This window comes from Streptomyces sp. NPDC040432 (genome assembly GCF_055595445.1).
Map to the genome: position 1 here is coordinate 235,575 of NZ_JBVIVP010000004.1, position 25,546 is coordinate 261,120.

Below are 25,546 nucleotides of genomic sequence, written 5' to 3' on the forward strand. Positions count from 1 at the left end.
GCCTCGCACGAGTGGAGGGGAAGATCACAGATGCCGGCCAAGCAGATGCTGCCGGGGAGACGGCCGACCACCGTCAGGGCGAGGGGCCGGGCCCGCCCGGCGTCCGGCGCCAAGCGGCCCGCCGGACGCGGGCCGCTCGCCCGCGTCCGGCGTACGCAAGAGCAGTTGCGCAAGGCCTGGGACCGCCCGCTCACCGCCTATTACCTGATCCTCGGCAGCTCGCTGCTCATCACCGTGCTCGGCCTGGTGATGGTCTACTCGGCTTCGATGATCAAGGCGCTCCAGCTGGGCCTGGGCGACGCCTACTTCTTCAAGAAGCAGTTCCTGGCGGCCCTCATCGGCGCCGTCCTGATGTTCGCCGCCTCCCGGATGCCCGTGCGGCTCCACCGGGCGCTGTCCTACCCCGTCCTCGCCGGAACCCTGTTCCTGATGGTCCTGGTCCAGGTCCCCGGGATAGGGGTGGCGATCAACGGCAACCAGAACTGGATCTCCCTCGGCGGTCCGTTCATGCTCCAGCCCAGTGAGTTCGGCAAGCTCGCGCTGATCCTCTGGGGCGCCGACCTGCTGGCCCGCAAGGGCGACAAGGAACTGCTGAGCCAGTGGAAGCACCTGCTGGTGCCCCTGGTCCCGGTCGCCTTCCTGCTGCTCGGACTGATCATGCTCGGCGGCGACATGGGCACCGCGATGATCCTCGGGGCCATCCTCTTCGGCCTGCTCTGGCTCGCCGGAGCACCCACCCGCATGTTCGTCGGCGTGCTCGCCTTCGCGGGTGTGATCGTCGCACTGCTCATCAAGACCAGTCCGCACCGCATGGACCGGCTCGCCTGCCTCGGCGCGACAGAACCGGGCAAGAACGACCTTTGCTGGCAGGCCGTGCACGGCATCTACGCCCTCGCGTCCGGCGGATGGTTCGGATCCGGCCTGGGCGCCAGTGTGGAAAAATGGGGGCAACTGCCCGAAGCCCACACGGACTTCATCTTCGCCATCACCGGCGAGGAACTGGGGCTGGCGGGGACGCTGTCGGTGCTCGCCCTCTTCGCGGCCCTAGGCTATGCGGGTATCCGCGTGGCCGGACGCACGGAGGACTCCTTCGTACGGTATGCCGCGGGAGGCGTGACCACGTGGATCACGGCGCAGGCCGTGATCAACATCGGTGCGGTGCTCGGTCTGCTGCCGATCGCCGGGGTCCCGCTCCCGCTGTTCTCCTACGGAGGGTCGGCCCTGCTGCCGACCATGTTCGCGGTCGGACTCCTGATCGCGTTCGCGCGGGAGGAACCGGCGGCGCGTGCGGCGCTCGCGATGCGGCAGCCGAGGTCCGGCTGGAAGCGGCGCGGGCCGATATGGAAGTCGATGAGACGGCGCGTCAAGAAGCGTCCGTCCGGAGAGCGGTGAATTTCGGTGCATGTCGTACTCGCCGGTGGGGGGACCGCCGGCCACATCGAGCCGGCGCTCGCCCTCGCGGACGCCCTGCGCAGGCAGGACCCGACCGTGGGCATCACCGCCCTCGGGACGGAACGCGGACTCGAAACCCGCCTGGTCCCGGAGCGCGGCTACGAGCTGGGTCTCATCCCCGCCGTACCGCTGCCCCGCAAGCCCACGCCCGAGCTGATCACCGTCCCCGGACGGCTGCGCGGAACCATCAAGGCCGCCGAGGAGATCCTCGTGCGCACCAAGGCCGACTGCGTCGTCGGCTTCGGCGGCTACGTCGCGCTGCCCGGCTACCTCGCCGCCAAGCGGCTCGGGGTGCCGATCATCGTCCACGAGGCCAACGCCCGGCCCGGACTGGCCAACAAGATCGGCTCCCGGTACGCCCACGCCGTCGCCGTGTCCACCCCGGACAGCAAGCTGCGCGGCGCCCGCTACGTCGGCATCCCGCTGCGCCGGTCGATCTCGACCCTGGACAGGTCCGCCGTCCGCCCCGAGGCGCGCGCCGCCTTCGGCCTGGACCCCAACCTGCCGACCCTGCTGGTCTCCGGCGGCTCGCAGGGCGCCCGCCGCCTCAACGAGACCATCCAGCAGATCGCGCCGACCCTCCAGCGCTCCGGGATCCAGATCCTCCACGCGGTCGGACCGAAGAACGAACTGCCGCGTGTCGACAACATGCCCGGGATGCCGCCGTATGTGCCGGTACCGTACGTGGACCGGATGGACCTCGCGTACGCCGCCGCCGACATGATGCTGTGCCGCGCGGGCGCGATGACCGTCGCCGAACTCTCCGCCGTCGGACTGCCGGCCGCCTACGTACCGCTGCCCATCGGCAACGGCGAACAGCGGCTCAACGCCCAGCCGGTGGTCAAGGCCGGTGGCGGTCTCCTGGTGGACGACGCGGAGCTGACGCCCGAGTGGGTGCTCGGCCAGGTGCTGCCGGTGCTGTCCGACCCGCACCGCCTCTACGAGATGTCCCGCGCCGCCGCCGAGTTCGGCCGCCGGGACGCCGACGACCTGCTCGTCGGTCTGGTCCACGAGGCGATCGCCGCACGCAGAGCCCGCTGAGCGGGGAACGCACAGACCAGGAGGCACAGGAGTGGCCGGAGCGACGACCGCACAGCGTGGGGCCGCCCGCAAGGGCAGGGGCCCCGGTTCGCCCAAGCCCCCCAAGCCCCCCAAGTCGTCGAAGAGGACCGGCCCGCGGGGCCCCGGTGGCGGTCGTTCGCGCCGGGTCCCCGTCCTGGTCTCCCTCGCCGCCGCGGTGCTCCTCTCCGCGGGCGGCACCTGGGTGCTCTACGGCTCCTCCTGGCTCCGCGTCGAGAAGGTCACGGCCGCCGGTACCGAGGTGCTCACCCCCGAGCAGGTCCTCACCGCCGCGGCCGTGCCCGTCGGCGCACCCATGGTGGGCATCGACACGGACGAGATCGCGCAGCGGTTGCGGACCAGGCTGCCCCGCATCGATTCGGTCGATGTGGAGCGCTCCTGGCCGCACGGAATCGGGCTGAAAGTGACGGAACGCAAACCCGTCCTGCTCATCAAGAAGGACGCGGAGTTCGTCGAAGTGGACGCATCGGGTGTGCGATTCGACACGGTCGCGAAACCACCGGCGGGTGTTCCGGTCCTCGAATTGGACGCGGCGCGGTCCCCGAGCGCCCGCCGCTTCGACGAGCAGCGGCTCCTGACCGAGGCCGTGGGCATCGCGGGCGACCTCCCCAAGGCCGTCGCGGCGCAGACGGTGCAGGTCAAGGTGCGGTCGTACGATTCGGTCGTACTGGAGCTCACGAAGGGGCGAACGGTCGTCTGGGGGAGTGGCGAACTGGGTGAGGCGAAGGGCCGGGCGTTGACCGCCTTGCTCAAAGCCGCTCCCAAGGCTGCTCACTTCGACGTCAGCGTTCCCACCGCCCCAGCGGTGTCCGGGAGTTGACGTCAAGTCGAACAGCGACGCACCCTGGTTGGCCACCGATACGGGTGATCACATAGGGTGAAAAGAAAAACGGGAGGTTCGGCGTGTTCGTTGAACACGCGCTACTTGTCGACTTAGTGTCCTGTTCGGAAGAGTCCAAGGAACAGACACACCCCTAACCCTAAACTTCAGGGTGAGGGTTCGGGTCGGCGCGTACGAACCGTCCCAATTTCGGCATCAGTCGTCGCAACGCAGGCCCGCGAGGCGGCGACACGTAACTCGAGGCGAGAGGCCTTCGACGTGGCAGCACCGCAGAACTACCTCGCAGTCATCAAGGTCATCGGTGTCGGCGGCGGTGGTGTCAATGCCATCAACCGAATGATCGAGGTCGGTCTCAAGGGCGTCGAGTTCATCGCCATCAACACGGACGCCCAGGCGCTGTTGATGAGCGACGCCGACGTCAAGCTCGACGTCGGCCGCGAACTCACCCGGGGCCTCGGCGCCGGAGCCAACCCGGCCGTCGGTCGCAAGGCGGCAGAGGACCACCGCGAGGAGATCGAGGAGGTCCTCAAGGGGGCCGACATGGTCTTCGTCACCGCCGGTGAGGGCGGCGGCACCGGAACCGGTGGCGCACCCGTCGTCGCCAACATCGCGCGCTCGCTGGGCGCCCTGACGATCGGTGTGGTCACCCGACCGTTCACCTTCGAGGGCCGGCGCCGCGCGAACCAGGCGGAGGACGGCATCGCCGAGCTCCGCGAAGAGGTCGACACCCTCATCGTCATCCCCAACGACCGCCTGCTGTCCATCTCGGACCGCCAGGTCAGCGTCCTCGACGCCTTCAAGTCGGCCGACCAGGTCCTCCTGTCGGGCGTCCAGGGCATCACGGACCTCATCACCACCCCGGGTCTGATCAACCTCGACTTCGCGGACGTCAAGTCCGTGATGTCCGAGGCGGGCTCGGCCCTCATGGGCATCGGCTCGGCCCGCGGCGACGACCGCGCGGTGGCCGCCGCCGAGATGGCGATCTCCTCGCCGCTGCTGGAGGCGTCCATCGACGGCGCCCGCGGCGTGCTGCTCTCCATCTCCGGCGGCTCGGACCTCGGTCTCTTCGAGATCAACGAGGCCGCGCAGCTGGTCAGTGAGGCCGCCCACCCCGAGGCGAACATCATCTTCGGTGCCGTCATCGACGACGCGCTCGGCGACGAGGTGCGCGTCACCGTGATCGCCGCCGGCTTCGACGGTGGACAGCCCCCGGCCCGCCGGGACAACGTCATCGGTGCCGCGTCCACCAAGCGCGAGGAGCCGGCCCCCGCCCCGGTCCGCGCCCCCGAGCCGGTGCGTCCGGCCTTCGGCGGGCTCGGTACGGTCACCCCGCGTGAGGAGCCCCCGGCTCCGGTGGAGGTCCCGGTCGAGGCGGCGCCGCCCGCGCCGCAGGTCCCGACGGCCCGTCCGTACCAGGACAGCCCGGCCGAGGAACTGGACGTCCCGGACTTCTTGAAGTGACCTTGGGGCAGCACAGCGAGAACGGCGCCCACTTCGCCTTCACCGACCGGTGGGGCGGAGTGAGCGCCGTTCCGTACGAGGAGCTCAATCTCGGCGGCGCGGTCGGAGACGACCCGGCCGCCGTTCGTGCGAACCGGGACGGCACGGCGCGCGAACTCGGCATCGATCCGGACCTGGTGGTCTGGATGAACCAGGTGCACGGGCGGGACGTGGCCGTGGTCGACGGACCGTGGGGCGCCGGCGATCCGGTCCCCGCCGTCGACGCGGTGGTGACGAGCCGTCGGGGCCTGGCCCTGGCCGTGCTCACCGCCGACTGCACGCCCGTCCTGCTCGCCGACCCCGTCGCGGGGATCGCGGGCGCCGCCCACGCCGGGCGGCCGGGGCTGGTCGCGGGGGTGGTCCCCGCCGCGGTCGAGGCGATGGTGGCCCTCGGCGCCGACCCCGGGCGCATCGTCGCCCGTACGGGACCGGCGGTCTGCGGACGTTGCTACGAAGTACCGGCCGAGATGCGGGAGGCCGTCGCCGAGGTGGTGCCGGCCGCGTGGGCCGAGACCAGCTGGGGGACGCCGGCCGTGGACGTGGTCGCAGGAGTGCACGCGCAACTGGAGGAAGCGGGGGTGGCTTCCGTCCACCGTTCCCCGGTCTGCACACTGGAGTCGCGGGACCACTTCTCGTACCGCCGTGACCGGGTGACCGGGCGGCTCGCCGGATATGTGTGGTTGGAACGGATTGATGACAGACCGTAAGTCGGAACTCGCGGAGAATCTCGCGCGGGTGGAGGAGCGCATCGCGTCCGCCTGCGCCGCCGCGGGCCGCGCGCGGGAGGAGGTGACCCTCATCGTGGTCACCAAGACCTACCCCGCGAGCGACGTACGACTGCTGGCGGACCTGGGCGTCCGTCATGTTGCGGAAAACCGCGACCAGGACGCCGCCCCGAAGGCCGTGGCCTGCGCGGATCTGGCGCTCGACTGGCACTTCGTCGGCCAGTTGCAGACGAACAAGGCCCGTTCCGTGGCGGGATACGCGCACGTGGTGCAGTCGGTCGACCGACCGAAGCTCGTCACGGCGCTGTCGGCGGCGGCCGAGGGCGCCGGTCGCGAACTCGGCGTCCTCGTACAGATCGCCCTCGACGCCGAGTCGGGCGAACGGGGCATCCGGGGCGGGGCGGCCCCCGACCTCCTGCCGGAGTTGGCCGACCTCGTGGCGCGCGCACCCGGACTGCGGGTCGACGGTCTCATGACCGTGGCCCCCCTGTCCGGCGAGTACGCGGGACGCGAACAGGCGGCCTTCGAGCGGCTGGTGGAATTGTCATCCGGCCTGCGCGCGGACCATCCGACTGCCACGATGGTGTCGGCCGGAATGAGTGCGGACCTGGAACAGGCGGTGAGGGCGGGTGCGACACATGTACGCGTCGGCACTGCGGTGCTCGGCGCGAGACCCCGGCTCGGGTAACGTCGCGAAGAAAGTCGGACCACAGCAGAAAATATGGTCATTTCCGCAGATGAGCGGACAGACCAAGTGGATCGCGGGCAGTTGGTGACTTTGGTGACACAGCGACCTTGCTGACTGACACAGCGACACCTGCGACAGGGCGATCCACCACAGAGCGGAGGACTCGGAGAATGGCCGGCGCGATGCGCAAGATGGCGGTCTACCTCGGCCTCGTGGAGGACGACCGGTACGACAACCCTGGGTACGACCCCGATGACGAGTTCGAGCCCGAGCCGGAGCCGGAGCGTGCGAGAGACCGGGACCACCGGCAGCAGCCCGTGCACCAACCGCCCGTAAGGGACGAACCGGTACGAGCCGTGCAACCTCCGGCGCAGCGGGAACCCCTCCCGATGCCGGTGGAAAGCGGACGTCCGGCACGAATTGCCCCCGTGGCATCCATCACACCTGACCGCACCAACCTGGAGAAGAACGCCCCCGTGATCATGCCCAAGGTCGTCTCCGAGCGGGAGCCGTACCGCATCACGACGCTGCACCCCCGGACCTACAACGAGGCCCGTACCATCGGGGAACACTTCCGTGAGGGCACTCCGGTGATCATGAACCTCACGGAGATGGACGACACCGACGCGAAGCGTCTGGTCGACTTCGCCGCCGGCCTCGTGTTCGGTCTGCACGGCAGCATTGAACGCGTGACACAGAAGGTGTTCCTGCTGTCGCCTGCTAACGTCGATGTCACGGCGGAGGACAAGGCCCGCATTGCGGAGGGCGGGTTCTTCAACCAAAGCTAGACCGATCCGTCAGATACGGGACCGGGAACAGAGCGGAAGCAGGGGAGAGGGAAGCGCGGGATGGGCGTCGCACTGCAAGTGGTCTACATCGCGCTGATGTGCTTCCTCATCGTGCTGATCTTCCGACTGGTCATGGACTACGTGTTCCAGTTCGCACGTTCATGGACACCCGGCAAGGCGATGGTGGTCGTCCTGGAGGCCACCTACACTGTCACCGATCCACCGCTCAAGCTTCTTCGGCGTTTCATCCCGCCGTTGCGTCTCGGGGGCGTGGCACTCGACCTGTCCTTCTTCGTTCTGATGATCATCGTTTACATCCTCATCAGTTTCGTGAGCACCGCTGCGAGAAGCGTGTGAACGATGTGCTCCCCACACGCGCGGGGATGCTCCAGGTCTTGCCGACTGCCGACGACTACGTAGAGGTGAAGAAGACATGCCGCTGACTCCCGAGGACGTGCGGAACAAGCAGTTCACGACCGTCCGCCTGCGAGAAGGCTATGACGAGGACGAGGTCGATGCCTTCCTCGACGAGGTCGAGTCCGAGCTGACGCGCCTGCTGCGCGAGAACGAGGACCTGCGCGCCAAGCTGGCCGCCGCCACGCGCGCCGCCGCGCAGAACCAGCAGAACCAGCAGCAGCAGGGGATGCGCAAGCCGGAGCCCCAGGACCAGCGCGGCCCCGGTGCCCCCGTGCCCGCGGCCATATCCGGCCCGCCGCAGCAGCAGCAGCCGCAGATGGGCCCGCCGCAGCTTCCGGGCGGCCAGCCCCAGCTGCCTCCGGGCCCCGGCGGCCAAGGACCGCAGGGTCCGGGCCAGATGGGCGGCCCCATGCAGCAGCAGTCCATGGGTGGTCAGCACCCCATGGCACCGCAGCAGCAGCAGATGCAGCAGCCCATGCACCAGCAGATGCAGCAGCAGTCCATGGGCGGCCAGAACCAGCTCGGCCAGCCGATGGGCCAGCAGATGCAGCCGATGGGGCAGCAGATGCAGCCCATGGGTCAGCAGATGCACCAGCAGCAGCCGCAGCTCCCGCAGCAGGGCCCCGGTGGCGACAGCGCCGCCCGCGTCCTGTCGCTCGCGCAGCAGACCGCCGACCAGGCGATCGCGGAGGCCCGCTCCGAGGCCAACAAGATCGTCGGCGAGGCCCGTTCGCGCGCCGAGGGCCTGGAGCGGGACGCCCGCGCCAAGGCCGACGCGCTGGAGCGGGACGCGCAGGAGAAGCACCGCGTCGCGATGGGCTCCCTGGAGTCCGCCCGCGCCACGCTGGAGCGCAAGGTCGAGGACCTGCGGGGCTTCGAGCGTGAGTACCGCACGCGTCTGAAGTCGTACCTGGAGTCGCAGCTGCGCCAGCTGGAGACCCAGGCCGACGACTCCCTGGCTCCGCCGCGCGGTCCCGCCGGTCCGGCGCTGCCGCCGTCGCAGTCCCCGTCCATGGCTCCGGCCGGGGCGATGGGGCACTCGATGGGGAACCCGTCCATGGGTGGACCGTCCCCGATGGGCGGCCCCTCGCCGATGGCCGGTGGACCGTCCTACGGTGGCCAGCAGCAGATGTCCCCGGCGATGACCCAGCCGATGGCTCCGGTTCGTCCTGCGGCTCCGCAGCCGATGCAGGCGCCGTCTCCCATGCGGGGCTTTCTGATCGACGAGGACGACAACTAGGCGTTGTCGGCGCCGCCTTCGCTTCGGCGGGGTCGGTGGTTCCACGGGCCGGGCCCGGTTCCCCTGCGGGGGTGCCGGGCCCGGCCCGTTCCCGTACCCGGGGGTGGGGGGTGTGCCGCTGCGCGGGCGTCTCCCCGCCCCGCCCTTCCTCCGTTCCCCGGGCTCCGCCCGGACCCGGTGCGCGTGCGGCGCCGTTCCCGGGGGCGCCGCCCCCGGACCCCCGCGCCTCAAACGCCGGCGGGGCTGCATGTTCCGGAGGTCGGTGGGGCTGCATGTTCCGGACGTCCGCGGTGTGGGGCGGTGGTGTTGGTCGGGGTGGGGGAACGGCGACGGCCCGCACCCCTGAGCGGGGTGCGGGCCGTTTCGGAGCGGGTGGGGTCAGGCCTTGCGGAGGCGGAACGTCAGGGACAGGGACTCGTCCGTGAACGGGTCGCCGTAGCCGGCGTCGGCCTCGTCGCGGGCGAAGTCGGTGGCCAGGACCTCGTCGGCGATGAGCGTCGCGTGGTCCGTCAGGGCCGTGACGACCTCCGGGTCGGGGGAGGACCACCGCAGGGCGATCCGGTCCGCGACGTCCAGCCCGGAGTTCTTGCGGGCCTCCTGGATCAGCCGGATCGCGTCACGGGCCAGGCCCGCGAGCCGCAGTTCCGGGGTGATCTCCAGGTCCAGCGCCACCGTGGCGCCGGAGTCCGAGGCCACCGACCAGCCCTCGCGCGGGGTCTCGGTGATGATGACCTCCTCCGGGGTGAGGGCCACGGTCTCGCCGTTCACCTCGATCTCCGCGGAGCCGCCCCGCAGCGCCAGCGACAGCGCCGCCGCGTCGGCCGCGGCGACGGCCTTCGCGACGTCCTGCACGCCCTTGCCGAACCGCTTGCCCAGGGCGCGGAAGTTGGCCTTCGCCGTCGTGTCCACCAGGGACCCGCCGACCTCCGAGAGGGAGGCCAGCGAGGAGACGTTCAGCTCCTCCGTGATCTGGGCCCGGAGCTCCGGGGACAGGGCGTCGAAGCCCACGGCCCCGACCAGCGCGCGCGAGAGCGGCTGACGGGTCTTGACGCCCGACTCCGCACGCGTCGCCCGGCCCAGCTCCACGAGGCGGCGCACCAGCAGCATCTGCTGGGACAGGCCGCGGTCGATCGCCGCGGTGTCCGCGACCGGCCAACTCGACAGGTGCACCGACTCCGGGGCCTCCGGGGTGACCGGAACGATCATGTCCTGCCAGACCCGCTCGGTGATGAACGGGGTCAGCGGGGCCATCAGCCGGGTGACCGTCTCCACCACGTCGTGCAGGGTGCGCAGCGCGGCCGCGTCGCCCTGCCAGAAGCGGCGGCGCGAGCGGCGGACGTACCAGTTCGACAGGTCGTCGACGAACGCGGACAGCAGCTTGCCGGCGCGCTGGGTGTCGTACGCCTCCAGCGCGTCCGTGACCTCGGAGGTCAGGGTGTGCAGCTCCGACAGGAGCCAGCGGTCCAGGACGGTGCGGTCGGCCGGGGCCGGATCCGAGGCGGAGGGCGCCCAGTTGGAGGTGCGGGCGTACAGGGCCTGGAAGGCGACCGTGTTCCAGTACGTGAGGAGCGTCTTGCGGACGACCTCCTGGATCGTGCCGTGGCCCACGCGCCGCGCCGCCCACGGCGAGCCGCCCGCGGCCATGAACCAGCGGACGGCGTCGGCGCCGTGCTGGTCCATCAGCGGGATCGGCTGGAGGATGTTGCCCAGGTGCTTGGACATCTTGCGGCCGTCCTCGGCGAGGATGTGGCCGAGGCAGACCACGTTCTCGTAGGAGGACTTGTCGAAGACGAGGGTGCCGACCGCCATCATCGTGTAGAACCAGCCGCGGGTCTGGTCGATGGCCTCCGAGATGAACTGCGCCGGGTAGCGCTTCTCGAAGATCTCCTTGTTCTTGTACGGGTAGCCCCACTGCGCGAACGGCATCGAACCCGAGTCGTACCAGGCGTCGATGACCTCCGGCACGCGGACCGCTTCGAGCGAGCAGCCCTCGGCGGTGCAGGGGAAGGTGACGGCGTCGATGTACGGGCGGTGCGGGTCCAGCTGCGACTGGTCCGTGCCGGACAGCTCGCTCAGCTCGGCGCGCGAGCCGACGCAGGTGAGGTGGTCCTCCTCGCAGCGCCAGATCGGCAGCGGGGTGCCCCAGTAGCGGTTGCGGGACAGCGCCCAGTCGATGTTGTTGTTCAACCAGTCGCCGAAGCGGCCCTGCTTGACGGAGTCCGGGAACCAGTTGGTCTTCTCGTTCTCCCGCAGCATCGCGTCCTTGACGGCGGTGGTGCGGACGTACCAGGACGGCTGCGCGTAGTAGAGCAGGGCGGTGTGGCAGCGCCAGCAGTGCGGGTAGCTGTGCTCGTAGGCGATGTGCTTGAAGAGCAGGCCGCGCGCGTCGAGGTCGGCGGTCAGCTTCTCGTCGGCCTTCTTGAAGAAGACGCCGCCGACGAGCGGGACGTCCTCCTCGAAGGTGCCGTCGGGACGGACCGGGTTCACGACCGGCAGGCCGTACGCGCGGCAGACCGCGAGGTCGTCGGCGCCGAAGGCGGGGGACTGGTGGACCAGACCGGTGCCGTCCTCCGTCGTGACGTACTCGGCGTTCACGACGTAGTGGGCGGGCTCGGGGAACTCGACGAGGGAGAACGGACGCTCGTACGTCCAGCGCTCCATCTCCTTGCCCGTGAAGGACTGCCCGGTGGCCTCCCAGCCCTCGCCGAGGGACTTCTCCAGCAGCGGCTCGGCGACGACGAGCTTCTGCTCGCCGTCCGTCGCGACGACGTACGTGACCTCGGGGTGGGCCGCGACCGCCGTGTTGGACACCAGCGTCCAGGGGGTCGTCGTCCACACCAGCAGCGCGGCCTCGCCGGCGAGCGGGCCGGAGGTCAGCGGGAAGCGGACGTAGACCGAGGGGTCGACGACGGTCTCGTAGCCCTGGGCCAGCTCGTGGTCGGACAGGCCGGTGCCGCAGCGCGGGCACCAGGGGGCGACCCGGTGGTCCTGGGTGAGGAGACCCTTGTTGAAGATCTCCTTCAGCGACCACCACACGGACTCGACGTACTCGGGGTCCATGGTCCGGTAGGCGTCGTCCAGGTCGACCCAGTAGCCCATCCGGGTCGTGAGCTCGGCGAACGCGTCGGTGTGGCGGGTCACGGACTCGCGGCACTTGTCGTTGAACTCGGCGATGCCGTACGCCTCGATGTCCTGCTTGCCGTTGAAGCCGAGTTCCTTCTCGACGGCGAGCTCGACGGGCAGGCCGTGGCAGTCCCAGCCGGCCTTGCGGGCGACGTGGTAGCCGCGCATGGTGCGGAACCGGGGGAAGACGTCCTTGAAGACGCGGGCCTCGATGTGGTGCGCGCCGGGCATGCCGTTCGCGGTGGGCGGGCCCTCGTAGAAGACCCATTCGGGGCGGCCCTCGGACTGCTCCAGGGTCTTGGCGAAGGTCTTGCTCTCGCGCCAGAAGTCGAGGACCGCGTGCTCAAGGGCAGGCAGGTCGACCTGGGCGGGTACCGGGCGGTACTGCGGCGGTGTGGTCATGAGGCTGAACTCTTCCTCCGGCGGGGTGTCACTTCCGTCCGGAGGGACGAGAGCACTGACGCTCCCGCGGTACCACCCTCCTTGGCCCCCGGACGTGCCGGTGGCCCCCTCATTGGGGTGCGAAGCCGGTTCTACGGGCCCTGGGGGCTTTCTTCCGGCGGCTCCGGGGTGATCCTTCGCATCGCGCTCGCCCCCGGGCTCTCACCGTCCCCGGGTCGCTCCTGGCTGCGTCCGACGCTACTCGTCCCCATCCATGCCTCTCGCTGGGCCCAGTGTACGGGCCGGGGCGGCGCACGGCCGACCGCTTTACGCCGGTCGGCGGCGGGGCGCGGTGCCGGTGCCGGTGTGACCCGAATGGGCCGACGGGCGGGTGCGCGATCCACCGGGGTGGGCGGGGCGGATTACCGGGCGTCACGCTGGGCACAACGGATGCAGGTTGACCTCGACGGACGCGTGCCCCGTTGCCGTGGGGTCGGAGCCGATTTATCGTTCCGGCACGATTCACAAACAAGATCACAGTATGTGAAAAGGGGCCGCGGCCATGGTGGCGAAGAAGACGGCGACGCAGGAGGTGGCTGCTGTGCCAGGCTCCACGCCTGCCACCGAGCGGGCCGCTCCGGCCAAGAAGGCGACCGCGAAGAAGGCCCCGGCGAAGAAGTCGGCGGCGAAGAAGTCGGCGACGGCGGAACCCGCCGAGCCCGCCAAGACCGCCAAGGCGGCGAAGGCCCGGTCCGCCGGGTCCCCGGCGGCGAAGCGCACCACGAGCAAGGCCACGGCCAAGGCGGCCGCGGCCGAGGGGGCGGCCCCGGCCGCGCAGAAGACGGGAGCTCGGAAAGTGGTTGCCAAGAAGACTGCGGGTACGGCCAGGAAGACGGCCACTGCCGCCACCAGCGGGCTCCCCAAGGCGCACGCCGCCGCGCCCCTGGCGCCCGGGGAGCTCGCCGTGCGCCCCGGTGAGGACCCCTGGACCACCGAGGAGGTCGAGGAGGCCCGCACGGAACTGCTGTCCGAGGTGCTGCGGCTGCGGGCCGAGCTGGAGGCCTCCGAGGTGGCGATCACCGGCCTGATGCGGGACTCGGGCGACGGCGCGGGCGACGACCAGGCCGACACCGGCACCAAGAACATCACCCGGGAGTCCGAGCTCGCCCTCGCGGCGAACGCCAGCTCGATGCTGGAGCAGACCGAGCGGGCCCTGGAACGCCTGGAGGCGGGCACCTACGGGCTCTGCGAGAACTGCGGGCAGCCGATCGGCAAGGCGCGGATGCAGGCCTTCCCGCGGGCCACGCTGTGCGTGGACTGCAAGCAGAAGCAGGAGCGGCGCCACTAGCCGCTCCGGGCCGGTGCGGACCGGGGCAATGCGGTCCGGTCCGGACGGGGCCGGCCCGGGGCGGCGTCCCGCGTTCACGGGGCGGGTCGTGTCGGGCCGGGTCGCGGACGGCCCGCCGGCGCGCGAGGAGGCCCGGGCCGGGGCACCCGCGCACACCCTGACGTACTCTCGTGTACCAGTCAGGGTCCAGGCATCCGGCGCCGTGCGCCGGTCACCTGGTTCGCGCTAGTTCGAGGGACTCACGTGGCAGAGGCGGAGCGCATCATCGGTACGCCGGAGATCGGGGACGGCGCCGAGCCGCAGGCGGAGCCGGACGCGCCCAAGGGGCACCGGCGGATCGTCGCGCTGCTCGTCGTGGCGCTGCTGGCCTACCTTCTCGACCTCGGCAGCAAGATGGTGGTCGTGGCGAAGCTGGAGCACCAGCCGCCGATCGAGATCATCGGCGACCTGCTGAGGTTCGAGGCGGTCCGCAACCCCGGAGCGGCCTTCGGCTTCGGCGAGGCCTTCACGATCATCTTCACCTGCATCGCGGCAGGTGTGATCGTCGTGATCGTGCGGCTGGCGCGCAAGCTCTACAGCCTGCCGTGGGCGATCGCGCTGGGTCTGCTGCTGGGCGGCGCGCTCGGCAACCTCACCGACCGCATCTTCCGCTCGCCGGGCGTGTTCCGCGGCGCGGTCGTCGACTTCATCGCCCCCACGCACTTCGCCGTCTTCAACCTCGCCGACTCGGCGATCGTGTGCGGCGGCATCCTGATCGTCCTGCTCTCGTTCAAGGGCCTGGACCCGGACGGCACCGTCCACAAGGACTGATCACGGGGCGCTCGCGGGAATCGCCGTCCGTCGAGTCCGGCATACTCGACAGGTGAGTACGATTCCCGAGATCCGCACCCTGCCCGTTCCCGATGGCCTCGAAGGCGAGCGCGTGGACGCCGCCATCGCCCGTATGTTCGGATTTTCCCGGACGAAGGCGGCCGAACTGGCGTCCGAGGGGAAGGTGTCGGTCGACGGCAGTGTCGTCGGGAAGTCCGAGCGGGTGCACGGCGGTGCCTGGCTCGAAGTCGAGATGCCCGCACCCCCGCGTCCGGTCGAGCTCGTCGCCGAGCCCGTTCCCGGCATGGAGATCGTCCACGACGACGACGACATCGTGGTCATCATGAAGCCGGTGGGCGTCGCCGCCCACCCGAGCCCCGGCTGGACGGGCACCACCGTCATCGGCGGCCTCGCCGCCGCCGGCTACCGGATCTCCACCTCCGGCGCCGCCGAGCGCCAGGGCATCGTGCACCGCCTCGACGTGGGCACCTCCGGCCTGATGGCCGTCGCCAAGTCCGAGCGCGCCTACACCTCGCTCAAGAACCAGTTCCGCGAGCGCGTCGTGGACAAGCGCTACCACGCGCTGGTGCAGGGCCACCCGGACCCGATGAGCGGCACGATCGACGCCCCCATCGGCCGCCACCCGAACGCCGACTACAAGTGGGCCGTGACGCAGGAGGGCAAGCCCTCCGTCACCCACTACGACCTCATCGAGGCCTTCCGCGCGGCGTCGCTGCTGGACATCAAGCTGGAGACCGGGCGCACGCACCAGATCCGCGTGCACATGTCCGCGCACCGCCACCCCTGCGTCGGCGACCTGACCTACGGCGCCGACCCGACCGTCGCCAAGCGGCTGGGGCTGACCCGGCAGTGGCTGCACGCGGTCCGCCTCGGCTTCGAGCACCCCTCCGACGGCCAGTGGGTGGAATTCGAGAGCGGCTACCCGGCCGACCTCCGGCACGCCCTCGACGTGATCCGGGCCGAGAGCCAGTGACGGTCCCCGCCGTCACCGTCCGCGTCGCGTCCTCGGAAGCCGACCTGGCGGCCTGCTACGCCGTGCGGACCGAGGTGTTCGTCGTCGAGCAGTCCGTGCCCGAGTCCATCGAGTACGACGCGTACGACGCGATCGCCCTGCACGTGCTGGCCACCGGGGCGGACGGCGAGCCGCTCGGTACCGGCCGGCTGCTGTACGGGCCCGAGGCCCTGGGCAAGACCGGCTCCCCGGAAGTCGGCTCCCTCGGACGGCTGGCCGTCACCAAGTCCGCGCGCGGGCTCGGCGTCGGGGTGGCCCTGGTTCGCGCGATCGAGGCGGAGGCCGTGCGGATCGGGCTGGCCGCCGTCGATCTCGGCGCGCAGACGCATGCGCTCGGCTTCTACGAGCGGCTCGGGTACGTGGCCTACGGGCCGGAGTTCCTCGACGCGGACATTCCGCACCGCTCCATGCGGAGGGCCCTGGCCGGGCGGTGAGTCGGGGAGGGATGCTGATCCCCTGATCCCCTGGTCCCTGGCCCCCTCTGAGGGCCTCGCGCCGTGTCCCTTCGGGGCGTGCGGCGCCGTTGCCGGGGGCGCCGCCCCCGGACCCCCGCGCCTCAAACGCCGGCGGGGCTGGAGGGGTGGGAGGGGCCGGGATGTACTCCGGGGGCGGGATGCGCGCCTGCGGGGGCGAGATGTACGCCCGCAGGCCGGATGTGCGGTCGTAGGCCGCGTGTACGCCCGGGGGCGACACGGGTTGTGGCTGCTCCGGTCGGCGGGGTGGGCCGGCAGGGTGGGGGAGTGGATCAGCTCGCCCTGTTGTTCGTACTGTTGCTCGGAGCCGTCGTCACCGTTCCGCTCGGGGATCGGCTCGGGCTGCCCGCGCCGGTCCTGATGACCCTGGGCGGCATCGTGCTCGCCCTGGTGCCGGCCGTGCCGAACGTGGACATCCCGCCCGACTACATCCTGCCCCTGGTGCTGCCGCCGCTGCTGTACGCGTCGGTGCAGCGGACTTCCTGGCGGCAGTTCGCCGCGAACGTCCGGCCGATCCTGCTGCTGGCCGTGGCCCTGGTGTTCGTGACCACCGCCGCCGTCGCCGCCGTGGCGAACGCCGTCATCCCCGGCCTGCCGATCGCCGCCGCGGTAGCGCTCGGGGCGCTGGTCGCCCCGCCCGACCCGGTCGCCGCCACCGCCGTCGCCGGGTCGCTCGGGCTGCCGCGCCGGATGGTGTCCATCCTGGAGGGCGAAGGGCTGTTCAACGACGTCACCGCCATCGTGCTCTACCACGTGGCCGTCGCCGCGGCGGTGAGCGGCAGTTTCTCCTGGCCCGAGGCCCTCGGGGAGTTCGTGCTGTCCGCAGTGGTCGCCGTCGCCGTGGGGCTGGCGCTCGGCTGGGCCACCCAGCGGCTCATGGGTCGGCTCGACGACGCCACGCTCCAGATCGGCCTGACACTGCTGGTGCCCTTCGTCTCGTACGTCGTGGCGGAGGAGATGCGGGGCTCGGGCGTCCTGGCCGTGCTGACGACGGCGCTGTTCCTCGCCGAATACGCCTCGGACGCCGACGACGTGCTGGGGCGCCTCGCCGGGCACACGTTCTGGGAAGTCGTGGACACGCTGGTCACCGGGGTGGCGTTCGGGTTGATCGGCCTGGAACTGCACAACGTCTTCGGGGTCGCCAAGGGCCGTGCCTGGGAGATGGCCGGCTGGGCGAGCGTGGTGATCGCGGTCGTCGTCGGCGTACGACTGCTCTGGCTGCTGCCGGCCGGTTGGCTGGCGCGGAAACTGCACCGGCGGCGCGACTACGACGAGGAGATCCCGGTCAGCCGGCGGGAGAGCGTGGTCATGTGGTGGGCCGGGATGCGGGGGGTGGCCTCCGTGGCCCTGGCCCTCGCCATCCCGCTGCGCACCGAGGCCGGCGAACCCTTCCCGGGACGCGACGAGATCGTGTTCATCGCCTTCGCGGTGATCATGGTGACCCTGGTCTGTCAGGGCCTGACCCTGCCGTGGCTGGTGCGCCGGCTGGGCGTGGAGGCGGACGTGGACGCCGAGCGGGAGACGGAACGGCAACTGGCGATCCGCGCCGCGAAGGCCGCCAAGCGGCGCCTGAAGGAGATCGAGGAGGTCGAGGACCTGCCCGACGACCTGATGGAGACGCTGTACCGGCGGGCCTACGACGTCGGGGCCAGGATCAGCCCCGACATGGTCGACGAGGAACGCCGCGAGGCCTACGCCCAGCGGGTGGAACGCATTCGGCACGTCCAGCGGATCCAGCGGGAGATGATGTCCGCCGCCCGCCACGAGGTCCTGGCCGCGCGCAGCGAACCCGGCTCCGATCCGGAGATCGTGGACCGGGTCCTGCGCCACCTCGACGTGCGCAGCCTGCGCAGCCCGTAGGGCCGGCCGGGACCGGGGCCCGCTACCGGCGGGGGGCGGCCTCCGCGGTCGTGACGCGGGGGAGGGCGTACGGGTGGTGTTCGGTCAGCCAGCCGATCATCCGCTCCCGCACCGCGCAGCGCACCGTCCAGATGTCGTCGGCGTCCTTCGCGGTGGCCGTCGCGCGGACCTGGATGGTGTGCGGCGTGGTGTCGGTGACGACCAGGCCGCAGGAGCGGCCGTCCCATTCCGGCACGTCCTTGAGGATGACCGCGAGCCGTTCGCGCATCAGGGCGACGGGCGCCGAGTGGTCCAGGTGCCAGAAGACGGTGCCGGTCATCTCCGCGCCGCCGCGCGACCAGTTCTCGTACGGCTTGCTGGTGAAGTAGGAGACCGGCATCGTGATCCGGCGCTCGTCCCAGGTGCGGACCACGAGGAAGGTCAGGGTGATCTCCTCGACCTTGCCCCACTCCTTGTCCACGACCACGGTGTCCCCGATGCGGACGGTGTCGCCGAAGGCGATCTGGAGTCCGGCGAAGAGGTTGCCGAGCGCCGCCTGGGCGGCGATGCCCGCGACGATGCCGAGCACACCGGCCGAGGCCAGCATCGAGGCGCCGAGGGTGCGCATCGGGGGGAAGGTCAGCAGCATGGCGGCGAAGGCGACCACCACGACCACCGCCGTGACCACCCGTTGGATCAGCGTGACCTGGGTGCGGACCCGGCGGACCCGGGCGTCGTCCGGGGCGCCCGAGGCGTAGCGCGCGTACGAGGCGTCGACGATCGCCGTCGCGATGCCCACGAGCAGCCAGGCCGTCGAGGCGATCATCACCAGCGTCAGCGCGCGGCCCACGCCGACGGTGTGGTCGGGCAGGACGCCGGCCTCCCGGTAGCTACCGCGCAGCAGGGCCGTGCCCAGGACCAGCCGGAACGGCAGGCCGCAGCGGCGCAGCAGTCCCCACAGCGGGGTTTCCGGATGCCGGGCGTCCGCCTTGCGCAGCAGCAGGTCGAGCAGCCACCCGGCGAGCAGGGCGAGCGCCAGGGCGATTCCGACGACGAGGAGGGGACGCAGGACGTTCTCCATATCCATGCCGGAGAACGTATCCGGGGAACCCGCCGGGAAACTGGCACGATGGGAGACATGAACATCATGCTCTTCCATTCGACGTACGGGCTGAGGCCCGCGGTGCACGCGGCGGCCGACCGGCTGCGGGCGGCCGGACACCGGGTCGAGGTGCCCGACCTGTTCGAGGGCCGCACGTTCGCGACGGTCGAGGAAGGCATCGCCCATCAGGAGGAGATCGGCCGGGACGAGCTGCTCAAGCGGGCGGTGCTGGCCGCGGCCCCGCACTCGGACCAGGGCCTGGTCTACGCGGGCTTCTCCTTCGGCGGTTCCGTCGCCCAGCACCTGGCGCTGGCCGACGACAAGGCGCGGGGGCTGCTGCTCCTGCACGGGACGGCGGACCTGGCGGAGGACGCCTCGGCGGACGAGCTGCCGGTTCAGTTGCACATCGCCGACCCGGACCCGTTCGAGCCGCACGACTGGCTGACCGCGTGGTACCTGCGGATGCGGCGGGCCGGCGCGGACGTGGAGGTGCACACCTACCCCGGCGCCGGGCACCTGTTCACGGACCCGGACCTCGACGACTACGACGCCGAGGCGGCGGAGGAGGCCTGGAAGGTGTCGCTCGGCTTCCTCGACACCCTGTAGGCGGCTCGGGGCCCCGGCCCCGAGTACCTGCCCGAAGTCCCTGCCGGGACACGCGGACGGGCACGGTCCGGTGACGTGCGCCGGACCGTGCCCGCGGTCGTGCGACCGGGTCCTGATCAGGCCCGGTAGGCCGTCCACATGCTCTTCATCCGGGACACCTGGCCCGCGGTGAACTGGTACATGCAGGAGTCGTACGTGTAGTCCATGAAGTTGTGGATCGGGTCCGCGCCGCTCGCGGTGCAGGTGTCACGGCCCGTCGGGCACTCGTAGGCCGCGGTCTTCTCGGCCGGGGTGTCGGAGACGGAGTCGCCGCTGCCCGAGCAGCCTCCCTGGAAGGTGTGGTAGAGCCCGAGCCAGTGGCCGACCTCGTGGGTGCCGGTGTCGCCCTCGTTGTAGTTGGCCGAGGAGCCGCCGGGCAGCGAGCTGTTGAGCAGGACCACGCCGTCCATCTTGGGCTGGGAGGCGTAGGAGCTCGGGAAGGTCGCCCAGCCGAGGAGGCCGCCGCCGAGGTTGGCGGTGTAGACGTTGAGCGCGTTCTTGCCGCCCTTGCGCAGGGCGTTCTTCATGTTCTTCTCGGCGGTGGTGCCGTCGGAGACGTTGTACCAGCCGGCGTTGTTGGTGTAGTCCGTGCCGGCCAGGGTGAACTGGAAGCCGGAGTTGACGTTGCCGGTGCCCTGGCCGCCGTACGCGGCGTTGAGGACCGCCATCTGCTTGTTGATGTCGGTCGAGGTCAGCTTCCCGGCCGTGCCGTTGTGGATGACGTGGAAGTAGACCGGGATGGTCGTCGCGGCTGCCGCGCCGGCGCGCAGGCCGTCGAGCTGCTGCGGGCCGAGTTGGCCGAGTCTCTTCTTCAGGTCGGCGTCCATCGCCTTGACCTGGGCGTCCGTGACCTCGTTGGGGTCGGCCGCGTGCTCGTCCTTGGGGCGGGCGACGCGGGCGTCGGCGGGCGCCCCGGTCGTACCGTCCTCGGCGCACGCCTCGGCGGGGGTCCTGGCGGCGGCGAGCGTGGTGGGTGCGGCGAGCGGGGTGAAGGCCAGGGTTCCGGCCAGGACCGCCGTGGTCATCAGGCGGCGGCGGAGAAGGGGGGATATGCGGGCAGAAGCGCGCACGTGAGCTCCTCGCGGTGGGGGGTGTTGGCCGGAGGATCTCTCCGACTGGCGCGAAGCTTATGTGTGCATGACATATTCAGGTCAAGATCCAGACGTGCAAAGATTTGTCGTTCCTGATGCCGAAGGGGCGCTCGGTGTTAACCAAACGCCCCTTTTTGCAACAGGATTGACGGTTCGTCAGTGACTGGGACCGTACACCCGCTCCACCTTCTGCGTGCCGTTCCGCGTGCGGTACGAGCGGGCCCAGGCGGAGGTCGCGTCCGGTCGGCGCTTGTCCGAGACCATGTAGTAGTCCATCTGCGAACGCTCGGCCGTGACGTCCAGGACCCCGTAGCCGTGGGAGTCCATGTCCAGCCACTTCACGTGCCAGTTCGCGGCCTTGATGGCCGATTCGGCGACGAGCGACGCCGTGTCCGCCGGCACGTGGAGGATGTCGTCCACGTTGTCGGAGGTCACCGAGGTCACCACGAACTCGGTCGCCGCGCTGCCCGAGCCGGGGTAGGTCGCCTTGTGCACCGGGACCTCGTTCGCCCACGCCATGTGGATGTCGCCGGTCAGGAACACGGTGTTCTTGATGTTCCGGTCCTTCAAGTGGTTCAGGAGTTCCTTTCGGTCGTCCGTGTAGCCGTCCCACTGGTCGACGTTGGCCGCGATGCCGCCCTCGGGCAGGCCGAGCAGCTTCGTGAGCGGTTGCAGCAGGTGCGCGGGCAGCGCGCCGAACGCCACCGGCGAGATCATCACCGAGGTCCCGACCAGCTTCCAGGTCGCGTTCGAGCCCGCCAGTCCCTGCTTCAGCCAGTCCAACTGCGCCCGTCCGGTGAGGGTGCGCTCCGGGTCGTCCACCGATCCGGAGCCCACCTTGACCTGCTGCGAGCGGAACGAGCGCAGGTCGAGGAGGTGCAGGTCGGCGAGGGTGCCGAAGCGCAGGCGCCGGTAGACGGTGCCGGCGACGGACGTGCGCACGGGCATCCACTCGAAGTACGCCTGCTTGGCGGCCGCCGCGCGGGCCGCCCAGTCGCCCTCGGCGCCCGGGGTGTGGTTCTCGGCGCCCCCCGACCACGCGTCGTTGGCGAACTCGTGGTCGTCCCAGATCGCGACGATCGCGTGCGCCGCGTGCAGCGCCTGGAGGTCGGAGTCCGTCTTGTACGTGCCGTGCCGGGTGCGGTAGTCGGCCAGGGTCACGATCTCGTGCCGCGGCTCGTGCGGGCGGACGGTGTACTTCGCCTCCGGGTAGCCTCCGTTCGCGTACTCGTAGATGTAGTCGCCCAGGTGCAGGATCGCGTCCAGGTCGGCGCGGGCGGCGAGGTGCCGGTACGCCGCGAAGTAGCCGGCCTCCCAGTTGGCGCAGGAGACCACGCCGAAGCGCACCCCCGCCGTCGTGGTGTCGACGGCCGGCGCGGTCAGGGTGCGGCCGACGGGGGAGACCCCGGCGCCGGCGGTGAACCGGTACCAGTACGGCGTGTGGGGGCGCAGTCCGCGCACGTCGACCTTGACCGTGTGGTCGGAGGCGGCGCTCGCGGTGACGGTGCCGGTGGCCACCACTCGGGAGAAGGCCTTGTCCTCGGCCACCTCCCAGCCCACGGCTGTGGCCGGGCCGAGCCCGGAGCCGGGTACGGCCTCCGGGGTCGGGGTGACCCGGGTCCACAGCAGGACCCCGTCGGGCAGCGGGTCGCCGGAGGCGACGCCGTGGGCGAAGGCGGGTGCGGCCCCCGCGGCGTGGGCGGCCGGGGCACCCAGGGCGGTGAGCGGCGCGAGTGCGGCGGTGGCCGCGGCGGCCAGGACGACCGTGCGGCGGCGCGGGTGGGCCGGGCGCTCGGCGGAGCCGGCGGAAGGGATGAGATGACTGGTCACGGACAAGGATATTACTGATCGGTACATGCCTGGGAACAGACATGGAACGGCAACGGGCGGGCGAACTCCAGGAGTTCGCCCGCCCGTGTGCGGTGGTGTGACGGTGGATCAGCCGGCGATGGCCTTGTCGAGGGCCGCCGTGAACGCCTCGGCGGTCTGCGGGGTCTCGATCTTCTTGCCGTCCATCTTCAGCGTCGGGGTGCCCTTGACGTCGGAGTTGTTGAAGACCTTCGACATCTCCAGCGCCCACCGGTCGTACGTACCGTCCTCGACGGCCTTCTTGAACTCGGCGTTGCCCTTGAGCGCGGGGACCGTGTCCGCGACCTTGAGCAGGTAGTCGTCCTCGGCGAAGCTGTCGACGGTCTCCTCCGGGTGCAGCTCCTTCGAGTAGAGCGCGCCCTTGTAGTCGAGGAAGGCCTGCGGGCTGACGTTCAGCGCGGCGCCGAGGGCGCTCAGCGCGTTCTTCGAGCCCTCGCCCTTGACCGCGTTGTCGATGAAGGTGGCGCCGAAGTACTGCAGCTTGTACTTGCCCGCGTCGACGTCCTTCTTGACCTGCTCGCCGACCGCCTGCTCGAACGAGGCGCACGCCGGGCAGCGCGAGTCCTCGTACAGCTCCAGGGTCTTCTTCGCCTCGGCCTTGCCGATGACGACCGTGGTGCCGTCCTCGCCGGTGGTGTTCTTCGGCTTCACCAGGGCGGCGTCGGCCGCCTTGTCCCAGTAACCGGGCTGGTTGGCCTGCACGACCGCGTAACCGACGCCGCCGGCCAGCGCGAGGACACCGACGACCGCTCCGGCGACGATCAGCTGCCGGCGCGCGCGGTCCTTCTTGGCCTGCTTCTCGCGCTCGATCCGCAGCTTCTCGCGGGCCGCCGCCTTGTTCGCCTGGCTGTTGCGTGAACTCATGATGATCTCCGTGGGATGTGCGTGTGGATGGGGAACCGCCGTACGTGCGTCAGGCGCTCGTGAGCGCCGCGCGTACGGGAGGTCCCCGCCGTCCCACGGAATGCGCGGGGAACCGCGTACGGCTGCCCGCGCGGGCGACCGCCGGGCGCAGCGCCCGCCGGGCCGCCCCGGTGGCCACCGACACCGCGGCCACCGCGAGCAGCAGCGGCCGGAACGCGAAGGCGGCGACGGCGCGCAGCAGGCGGGCCAGCGACCGCTCGCCGCCCCGCAGCCAGGCCGCGGCGAGCAGGCCGACCGTGACGTGCGCGCCCAGCAGCAGCCAGGGCGTCCACGGCCCGGGGGCGGCCAGCAGCGCCGCCGGGTCGGAGGCGGGTCCGGAGACCTCGGCGAGCGGTCCGCCCACCGGGGTCCCGCCGCACAGCTCGTCCAGGCCCATCGCGCGCAGCGGGCCGGAGACCGGACCGCCCGCCGGGCCGTAGCAGAGGTGCTGTCCGGCGGTGAAGACGGTGTCGGCCGCCAGCTCCAACGGCACCAGCAGGGCCGCGATCGGACCGAAGCCCCGCTCGCGGCCCGCCAGCGCGAAGGCGATGAAGAACACACCGACGAAGGCCCCGGCCACCAGGGCGGGCGGCAGCGGCACCCGGGACATCAGCACGTGGGACCCCGCCGAGAGCAGCACGACGAGCGCGCTGAACAGCGCGGCCCTCAGCCCTCGGAATCCCGTCCCTGATACGTCCATCGTCGCGAGTGTGCCATGACTCCCTGTGAACCCGGGCCCTGGGGCCGGGACCCCGTGGGGACCTACGACGTGATCCGGCCGTTGCGGAACAGGTCGACGAAGATCTGGTGGTCGGCGCGCGCCCGGGCCCCGTAGGCGTGGGCGAACTCGACCAGCAGCCGGGTGAAGCCCTCCTCGTCGGCCGAGATGGCCGCGTCGATGGCGCGCTCGGTGGAGAACGGGACCAGGGACTGGCCGCTCTCCGCCTCGTCGGCCGCCGCGTGCATGGTGGCCGTCGCCCGACCGAGGTCGGCGACGACCGCCGCGATCTCCTCCGGGTCGTCCAGGTCGGACCAGTCCAGGTCCACCGCGTACGGGGAGACCTCCGCCACCAGCTGCCCGGCGCCGTCCAGCTCGGTCCAGCCGAGCCACGGGTCCGCGTGGGCCTGGAGGGCCCGCTGGGAGATCACCGTGCGGTGTCCCTCGTGCAGGAAGTACTCCCGCACCGCCCGGTCGGTGATGTGCCGGGACACGGCGGGGGTCTGCGCCTGCTTGAGGTAGATCACGACGTCGTTCTCCAGGGCGTCGCTGTGCCCCTCCAGCAGGATGTTGTACGAGGGCAGGCCCGCCGAGCCGATGCCGACGCCCCGGCGGCCGACCACGTCCTTGACCCGGTACGAATCCGGCCGGACCAGGGACTCCTCCGGGAGGGTCTCCAGGTATCCGTCGAAAGCGGCCAGCACCTTGTACCTGGTCGCCGCGTCCAGCTCGATCGCCCCGCCGCCCGCCGTGAAGCGGCGCTCGTGGTCGCGGATCTCCGTCATCGAGTCCAGCAGGGAGAACCGGGTGCGCGAGCGGGCCGCGCGCAGCGCCGCCAGCAGCGGGCCCTCGGCGCTGTCCAGGGTGAAGGAGGGGACCTCGTCCTCGTAGGGGGCCTCGCCCCGGACGGCCAGCCGGTGGATCCGCTCCCGGTAGGAGGCGGCGTAGGTCCGCACCAGTTCGCTGATCTGTTCGTCGCTGAGGGCCTTGGTGTAGCCGATCAGGGCGACGGAGGCGGCGAACCGCTTGAGGTCCCAGGTGAAGGGGCCGACGTACGCCTCGTCGAAGTCGTTCACGTTGAAGATCAGGCGACCTTCGGAGTCCATGTACGTGCCGAAGTTCTCGGCGTGCAGGTCGCCGTGGATCCACACCCGGCCCGTCCGCTCGTCGAGGAAGGGGCCACCGTGCCGGTCCCGCTCCAGGTCGGCGTAGAACAGGCAGGCCGTGCCACGGTAGAAGGCGAAGGCGGAGGCGGCCATCTTCCGGAACTTGACCTGGAAAGCGGCGGGGTCGGCGACGAGCAGCTCACCGAACGCGGTGTCGAATACATCGAGTATCTGTTCGGCGCGCTGTTCGTCGGTCGTCTCGGGAACCGCCATGGCGGATGCCTCCTGGTGGTGCTGGTGGATCACGGTGCCGGTCGATTTCCGGACACCGTCCTTGGCTCTGCAACGGATGACCGTACCCGTCGGTGCCCGCG

The 25,546-nt window shown here is 71.0% G+C and carries 22 protein-coding genes; 15 read left to right on the forward strand and 7 right to left on the reverse strand.

Translation table 11 applies throughout. The annotated features are described in order from the left end of the window. Window positions 1-30 precede the first annotated feature (30 nt). From ftsW to ACZ58N_RS11370, 9 genes are all read left to right on the forward strand, one after another. Window positions 31-1,392, forward strand: a complete 1,362-nt coding sequence (gene ftsW / locus ACZ58N_RS11330) for a putative lipid II flippase FtsW (RefSeq protein WP_471157859.1) — start codon at window positions 31-33, stop codon at window positions 1,390-1,392. Window positions 1,393-1,398: 6 nt separating this feature from the next. Next, a complete protein-coding gene (gene murG, locus ACZ58N_RS11335) occupies window positions 1,399-2,493 on the forward strand; it encodes an undecaprenyldiphospho-muramoylpentapeptide beta-N-acetylglucosaminyltransferase (protein WP_281206005.1) in 1,095 nt (364 codons plus the stop codon). A gap of 31 nt (window positions 2,494-2,524) precedes the next feature. Next, window positions 2,525-3,352, forward strand: coding sequence for a cell division protein FtsQ/DivIB (locus tag ACZ58N_RS11340; protein ID WP_471157861.1), 828 nt, complete (start codon window positions 2,525-2,527; stop codon window positions 3,350-3,352). Window positions 3,353-3,631: 279 nt separating this feature from the next. Next, window positions 3,632-4,834: a cell division protein FtsZ gene (gene ftsZ, locus ACZ58N_RS11345; protein ID WP_281206003.1), complete on the forward strand. Its 1,203-nt coding sequence runs from the start codon at window positions 3,632-3,634 to the stop codon at window positions 4,832-4,834. Beyond that, window positions 4,831-5,580, forward strand: coding sequence for a peptidoglycan editing factor PgeF (pgeF, locus tag ACZ58N_RS11350; RefSeq protein WP_471157863.1), 750 nt, complete (start codon window positions 4,831-4,833; stop codon window positions 5,578-5,580). Before ftsZ ends, pgeF begins: the two co-directional genes overlap by 4 nt. Beyond that, on the forward strand, window positions 5,567-6,286 hold the full coding sequence (locus ACZ58N_RS11355) for a YggS family pyridoxal phosphate-dependent enzyme (RefSeq protein WP_471157864.1): 720 nt from the start codon (window positions 5,567-5,569) through the stop codon (window positions 6,284-6,286). The genes pgeF and ACZ58N_RS11355 overlap by 14 nt, the downstream gene beginning before the upstream one ends. Before the next feature lie 170 nt (window positions 6,287-6,456). Then, window positions 6,457-7,074: a cell division protein SepF gene (locus ACZ58N_RS11360; RefSeq protein WP_471157866.1), complete on the forward strand. Its 618-nt coding sequence runs from the start codon at window positions 6,457-6,459 to the stop codon at window positions 7,072-7,074. 60 nt (window positions 7,075-7,134) lie between these two features. Then, on the forward strand, window positions 7,135-7,431 hold the full coding sequence (locus tag ACZ58N_RS11365) for a YggT family protein (protein WP_030155988.1): 297 nt from the start codon (window positions 7,135-7,137) through the stop codon (window positions 7,429-7,431). A 76-nt stretch (window positions 7,432-7,507) separates the two neighbouring features. Continuing rightward, window positions 7,508-8,731 (forward strand): DivIVA domain-containing protein, encoded by a 1,224-nt coding sequence (locus ACZ58N_RS11370; protein ID WP_471157868.1) that lies wholly within the window; start codon window positions 7,508-7,510, stop codon window positions 8,729-8,731. 378 nt (window positions 8,732-9,109) lie between these two features. On the opposite strand, the gene ileS is transcribed toward ACZ58N_RS11370, so the two are convergent. Beyond that, window positions 9,110-12,256: an isoleucine--tRNA ligase gene (gene ileS, locus ACZ58N_RS11375; protein WP_471157869.1), complete on the reverse strand. Its 3,147-nt coding sequence runs from the start codon at window positions 12,254-12,256 to the stop codon at window positions 9,110-9,112. A 541-nt stretch (window positions 12,257-12,797) separates the two neighbouring features. On the opposite strand from ileS, the gene ACZ58N_RS11380 reads away from it, so the two are divergent. The 5 genes from ACZ58N_RS11380 (at window position 12,798) to ACZ58N_RS11400 (ending at window position 17,759) form a co-directional block, all read left to right on the forward strand. Further along, on the forward strand, window positions 12,798-13,583 hold the full coding sequence (locus tag ACZ58N_RS11380) for a TraR/DksA family transcriptional regulator (RefSeq protein WP_471157870.1): 786 nt from the start codon (window positions 12,798-12,800) through the stop codon (window positions 13,581-13,583). Between the two features lie 243 nt (window positions 13,584-13,826). Continuing rightward, window positions 13,827-14,393 carry a signal peptidase II gene (gene lspA, locus ACZ58N_RS11385; RefSeq protein ID WP_389708843.1) on the forward strand — a complete coding sequence of 189 codons (567 nt, stop codon included), beginning with the start codon at window positions 13,827-13,829 and terminating at the stop codon, window positions 14,391-14,393. Window positions 14,394-14,445: 52 nt separating this feature from the next. After that, entirely contained in the window at window positions 14,446-15,387 is a 942-nt protein-coding gene (locus tag ACZ58N_RS11390; protein ID WP_281205993.1) for an RluA family pseudouridine synthase, read from the forward strand. After that, window positions 15,384-15,860 carry a GNAT family N-acetyltransferase gene (locus ACZ58N_RS11395; protein WP_471157872.1) on the forward strand — a complete coding sequence of 159 codons (477 nt, stop codon included), beginning with the start codon at window positions 15,384-15,386 and terminating at the stop codon, window positions 15,858-15,860. The genes ACZ58N_RS11390 and ACZ58N_RS11395 overlap by 4 nt, the downstream gene beginning before the upstream one ends. A gap of 306 nt (window positions 15,861-16,166) precedes the next feature. After that, window positions 16,167-17,759 (forward strand): Na+/H+ antiporter, encoded by a 1,593-nt coding sequence (locus ACZ58N_RS11400; protein WP_471157874.1) that lies wholly within the window; start codon window positions 16,167-16,169, stop codon window positions 17,757-17,759. A gap of 22 nt (window positions 17,760-17,781) precedes the next feature. On the opposite strand, the gene ACZ58N_RS11405 is transcribed toward ACZ58N_RS11400, so the two are convergent. Then, on the reverse strand, window positions 17,782-18,819 hold the full coding sequence (locus ACZ58N_RS11405; protein ID WP_471158302.1) for a mechanosensitive ion channel family protein: 1,038 nt from the start codon (window positions 18,817-18,819) through the stop codon (window positions 17,782-17,784). Window positions 18,820-18,867: 48 nt separating this feature from the next. Between ACZ58N_RS11405 and ACZ58N_RS11410 the strand changes: the two genes are divergently transcribed. Then, entirely contained in the window at window positions 18,868-19,446 is a 579-nt protein-coding gene (locus ACZ58N_RS11410; protein ID WP_281205990.1) for a dienelactone hydrolase family protein, read from the forward strand. 116 nt (window positions 19,447-19,562) lie between these two features. Here the strand turns inward: ACZ58N_RS11410 and ACZ58N_RS11415 are convergent, their stop codons facing one another. The 5 genes from ACZ58N_RS11415 to ACZ58N_RS11435 all read right to left on the reverse strand — a co-directional run bounded on the left by ACZ58N_RS11415 (window position 19,563) and on the right by ACZ58N_RS11435 (window position 25,445). Beyond that, a complete protein-coding gene (locus ACZ58N_RS11415) occupies window positions 19,563-20,510 on the reverse strand; it encodes a zinc metalloprotease (RefSeq protein ID WP_471158304.1) in 948 nt (315 codons plus the stop codon). A 222-nt stretch (window positions 20,511-20,732) separates the two neighbouring features. Further along, a complete protein-coding gene (locus ACZ58N_RS11420) occupies window positions 20,733-22,406 on the reverse strand; it encodes an alkaline phosphatase D family protein (RefSeq protein WP_471157877.1) in 1,674 nt (557 codons plus the stop codon). 108 nt (window positions 22,407-22,514) lie between these two features. Continuing rightward, the gene (locus ACZ58N_RS11425) at window positions 22,515-23,309 is read right to left on the reverse strand and encodes a DsbA family protein (protein ID WP_471157879.1); all 795 of its coding nucleotides are present in this window, start codon (window positions 23,307-23,309) and stop codon (window positions 22,515-22,517) included. A 49-nt stretch (window positions 23,310-23,358) separates the two neighbouring features. Beyond that, entirely contained in the window at window positions 23,359-24,048 is a 690-nt protein-coding gene (locus tag ACZ58N_RS11430) for a hypothetical protein (RefSeq protein ID WP_471157881.1), read from the reverse strand. A 62-nt stretch (window positions 24,049-24,110) separates the two neighbouring features. Beyond that, on the reverse strand, window positions 24,111-25,445 hold the full coding sequence (locus tag ACZ58N_RS11435; protein WP_471157883.1) for a DUF2252 domain-containing protein: 1,335 nt from the start codon (window positions 25,443-25,445) through the stop codon (window positions 24,111-24,113). Between the last annotated feature and the right edge of the window lie 101 nt (window positions 25,446-25,546).